At 77.3% G+C, this 3,909-nt stretch carries 3 protein-coding genes and 1 pseudogene; all 4 read right to left on the bottom strand.

All coding sequences use genetic code 11. The features are described from left to right. A partial coding sequence (locus PAI11_RS03745) for an MlaD family protein (RefSeq protein ID WP_040598154.1) occupies window positions 1–669 on the bottom strand: 669 nt, incomplete at its 3' end. Next, window positions 666–2,048 (bottom strand): MlaD family protein, encoded by a 1,383-nt coding sequence (locus tag PAI11_RS03740; RefSeq protein ID WP_007570999.1) that lies wholly within the window; start codon window positions 2,046–2,048, stop codon window positions 666–668. The genes PAI11_RS03745 and PAI11_RS03740, both read right to left, overlap by 4 nt. Continuing rightward, window positions 2,045–3,349, bottom strand: coding sequence for an MlaD family protein (locus tag PAI11_RS03735; protein ID WP_007570997.1), 1,305 nt, complete (start codon window positions 3,347–3,349; stop codon window positions 2,045–2,047). The genes PAI11_RS03740 and PAI11_RS03735 overlap by 4 nt, the downstream gene beginning before the upstream one ends. Beyond that, window positions 3,346–3,909: pseudogene (locus tag PAI11_RS26765) on the bottom strand (MlaD family protein); the annotation flags it as partial. The gene PAI11_RS03735 and the pseudogene PAI11_RS26765, both read right to left, overlap by 4 nt.

Raw genomic sequence — 3,909 nt, 5'->3', positions numbered from 1 at the left:
GCGGACCAGCCCGGCCAGGTCGCCGTCGGCCACGCCGCCGAGCGCGTCGGCCACGACCGTGCCGTCCGACAGCGCCGGAGGCAGCGCCCGCAGGACGCGGTTGAAGTCGCGGGCGCCCTCGCCGCGGAGGCCGCCGGCGAGCCCGCGGACGGCACCGCGGAACGAGCGCCGGGTGTCGGCGTCGAAGGTCGACAGCACCTCGTCGGCGGCGACGTGGATCGACGTCGCGCCCGGCGCGAGCGGCTGGTCGCCGAGCGGCGGCGCACCCGGGGTGCCCGGATCGAGGTCGAAGAAGAAGTTGCCCTCGAGGAACAGCCGCGGGCGCAGCTTCAGGGTCGCGTCGCGGCGGACCACCAGATCGGGATCCGAGAGCTCCATCGTGACCTCGGCCATCCCGTGCCGCCCCGGCATCGGCCGCACGTCGGTGACGTGGCCGACGTCGACCCCGGCGACCCGCAGCTTGATCGCCGCGTTGGCCCGGATCGCGCCGGTGTCGCGCATCACGGCGGTCAGCTCGCGCGGGCCCTGGCCCGGCAGCGGCCCGCGGAAGATCATGTAGACGGCGACGGCGATCACGACGATCAGCCCGGCGCCCCAGCGCAGGCGGCTGCGCTGCTCGCGACGGGCGTCGTCGCGGTGGTCGCGGCCGCGCGATCGGCGGATACTCATCGCGGACCCTCCGGGGTGCCGGCCGGCGGGCGGGTGGTCGGGTTGCGGGGCGCGACCGGACCGGGCCCGGGACCGAAGTCCTGACCGGGGCGGTAGAGCTCGTTGCCGATCCCGCAGCCGTTCGGCGTGGTGCTCGGGTACGGGTTGTCGTGGAGCGTCGCCGAGGTCGCGGGGCTGCGCAGGACGTGGGTGATGTCGACCGACGCCTGGGCCCGGAACCAGTTGCCGTACTGGTCGCCGTCGCCGAGCGTGCTGGACACGTTGCGGGCGAACAGCGTCACGTAGTTGCAGCGGGCCTGGACCAGTTGCAGCTCGTCGACGACCGGGCGCAGGTCGCGGCCGCCGCGGGTCAGGCGGTCGAGCGTCGTCGTCGTCGCGGGACGATCGAGCGCCCCGTCGAGCGACGCGATCACGGCCTCGAACTGGCGACCGAGGATGCTGCCGCGGCGCAGCACCGGGATGCTGCGGCGGGCGGCGATCCGCAGCTCGCGCGCCGCCGGGCGCAGGGCGCGCACGCCGGGACGGATCTCGCGGGCGAGGGCCGCGGTGTCGCGCAGCACGGGGCGCAGCGCGATCGAGGCGCGGCGGGCCTCGTCGAGCGTCGGCGGGCTGGCGCGGAGCGTGCCGACGATCGCCTGCCGCTCGTCGGCCAGCGCCGCGAACGTGGTGGCGGCGTCGCGCAGCGCCGGCTGGATGTCGGACGCCCGCGGCCGGATCGCCTCGAGCGCGCGGGCGGCGCCGCGCAGGAAGCCGCCGAGGTCGGTCGCCGGATCGGCCAGCACCCGGAAGGCGTGGGTCGCCGCCGCCTCGGTCCCCGGCATCCGGTCGAGCGCGGCGTTCAGCGCCGGCCCGCGGCCCGCGAGGCCGTCGGAGCTGCCGGTGATGATCTTGCGGACGCTGCCGCGGATCCCGGCGTCGAAGGCGGCGGTGACCTCGTCGAGGTCGGTCGACGCGCTGGTCCGCGCCTCGGCGATCGTGCCCCCGTCGGGGATCCCGGCGCGGCTCTCGCCCGGCATCAGCTCGACGAACTTGGCGCCGATCACGCTGCGCGGCCGGATCCGGGCCGTCGTGTCGCGCGGCAGCGGGCGGACGTCGAGGTCGAGCGCCAGCCGCAGCACCGCGTACGGCGGACGGCCGTCGCGGCCGGGCTCGGCGTCGATCGCGTTGACCTGGCCGACCCGCTTGCCGGCGATCCGGACGTCGGTCCCGGTGGTCAGCTTCTTCGCGTCGGCGACCTGCACGTCGACGTCGTAGGTCTCGACGAACGGCAGGCCGGAGTTGGCGTTGTAGGAGATCACCAGCGCCACCAGCGCGATCAGGACCGCGGCGGCGCCGACCAGCACCGGGTTGGCGGCGAGCGAGGCACGGCGGCGGTTCATCGCGCGGCCCTCCGCGAACGGGCGCCGAGCGCGGGCGGGTCCTGGCGCAGGGCCTGGCGGACGCGCGCCCGGTAGCCGGCGGCGGACTTGGCGACGCGGCCCGCGGTCTCGTCGGCGAACCGCCCCTCGCAGCTCGGCACCGGCGTCGCGCTGGTGAGCGTGCAGAGCATCGGGATGATCTGGACCGGGATCAGGTGGGTGCGGGCGTCGAAGCGTGACGTCGAGAGCGCGCCGGCGTAGGCGAACGCGCTCAGGTACTCGGCGGCGCCGCTGTCGCGGAGGCTGCGGGCGACCGCGGTCGCCGCCGGCACCGACGGGGCCAGCGCGTCGACCGTCGTCATCAGCCGCTGCAGCTGCGGCGCGGCACGCCGCAGCCGCGGGGTGCTCACGCGGGCCGCGTCGCGCAGCCGCCGCAGCGCGGGACGGGCGCTGTCGGACAGCGGTCCCACCTGCCGCATCAGCCCGGTCAGGTCGGGCGAGGCAGCGCGCAGGTCGGCGACCGCCGGGGTGGCGTCGCGACTGGTGGCGGTCAGGTCGGCCAAGGCGGGCCGCAGCTCGCGCAGCGCCGGAGCGAGCCGCCGCAGGGTGCGGTCGAGATTCGCCCGCTCGCCGCCGGTCGTCTGCAGGAAGCGCCCGCCATCGCGGGAGAAGGCGGTCAGGTCGCGGCGGCCGCGGTCGAGCGCCCCCAGCACGTCGCCCGAGGCGTCGACGGTCCGCGCCAGCGCGTCGCGGTCCCGCTCCAGCACGTCGAGCGTGCGCCCGATCTGGCCGAGCGCCGGGTTGGCCCGGCGGATCGCGGCGGCGATCTGCGGCCCGCGGGCGGCGGTGCCGGCCCCGATCTCGTTGAGCAGCAGCTGCAGCCGGACGTTCGCCGGCTGGCCGAGCATCGCGACCACGAGGTCGAGGTCGACTGGGCTCTGCGTCCGCCGCAACGGCACCGTCGCGGCGCCGCCGCGGGCCGTCAGCGCCGGCGCCGACGGGGTGCCCGGATCGCAGTCGACGAACCGCTCGCCGATCAGCGACTGCGGCAGCACGCTGCAGGTCGCGTCGGCGCGGAAGGGCAGGAACCGCGGATCGACCCGCATCGCGACGCGGGCGCGGCGGTCGCCGGTCAGCGTGACGTCGGTGACCTTGCCGACGGTCGCGCCGGCGATCCGCACGTCCTGTCCGGGGCCGGCGAAGGAGGCGTTGGCGAAGATCGCGTCGACCCGGCCGCTCGCGGTCGATCCGCCGTCCCCGCCGCAGCCGGCGACGGCGATCAGCGGCAGCAGGGCGGCGACCGCGCGCCAGCGGCGGGTCATCGTCCCCGCCCGTCGTCGAGCCTGCTGCAGCGCCCGCTGACGCCGGCCGCCCACGGCCGCGTCCCGTCGGCGGAGGTGCCGGCGGCGCCGCCCGGGCAGCGGACGACGTTGCCCGACTGGTAGCCCCCGAGCGTGTTGCCGCCGATCGCGCCGAGCAGCGGGTCGAGCAGCTCGGCGAGCGGGGCGATCAGGTCCGGCAGCGCGGCCGAGTTGACGATCGGGCTGATCCGCCCGACGTGGCCGATCGCGTCGTAGTTGGTCCCGGCCCGGCCGCCGAACGCGCCGAGCACGCCCGAGACGAGGTCGGGGGTGAACGGCCGCAGCCCGGAGACGACGGGGGCGACGCCCTCGGCAGCGCGGGTGGTCTCGCGCAGCGCCGGGGCCGCCCGCTCGGCGAGCGCCGGCAGGCGCACGAGCGCGTCGTCGAGGACCGGCAGCGTGCCGTCGAGGTCGCGCAACAGCGGCCGCAGCTCGCGCGCGGTCGGCTGCGCCAGCCGCAGCGTCCGTGCCAGCCGCGGAGCGATCGGCTGGGCCGCCCGCGCCACCGGCCGGGCGTCGCG

It is taken from the genome of Patulibacter medicamentivorans (assembly GCF_000240225.1).
Classification (GTDB): Bacteria; Actinomycetota; Thermoleophilia; order Solirubrobacterales; family Solirubrobacteraceae; genus Patulibacter; species Patulibacter medicamentivorans.
Note: the sequence above shows the minus strand (reverse complement) of the source record. Positions and strands in the feature narration are given on the sequence as shown.

What these genes read in the sequence shown, in the direction of transcription:
- PAI11_RS03735 (WP_007570997.1), bottom strand. Translation starts at nt 3,349, where the DNA reads ATGACCCGCCGCTGGCGCGCGGTCGCCGCCCTGCTGCCGCTGATCGCC.
- PAI11_RS03740 (WP_007570999.1), bottom strand. Translation starts at nt 2,048, where the DNA reads ATGAACCGCCGCCGTGCCTCGCTCGCCGCCAACCCGGTGCTGGTCGGC.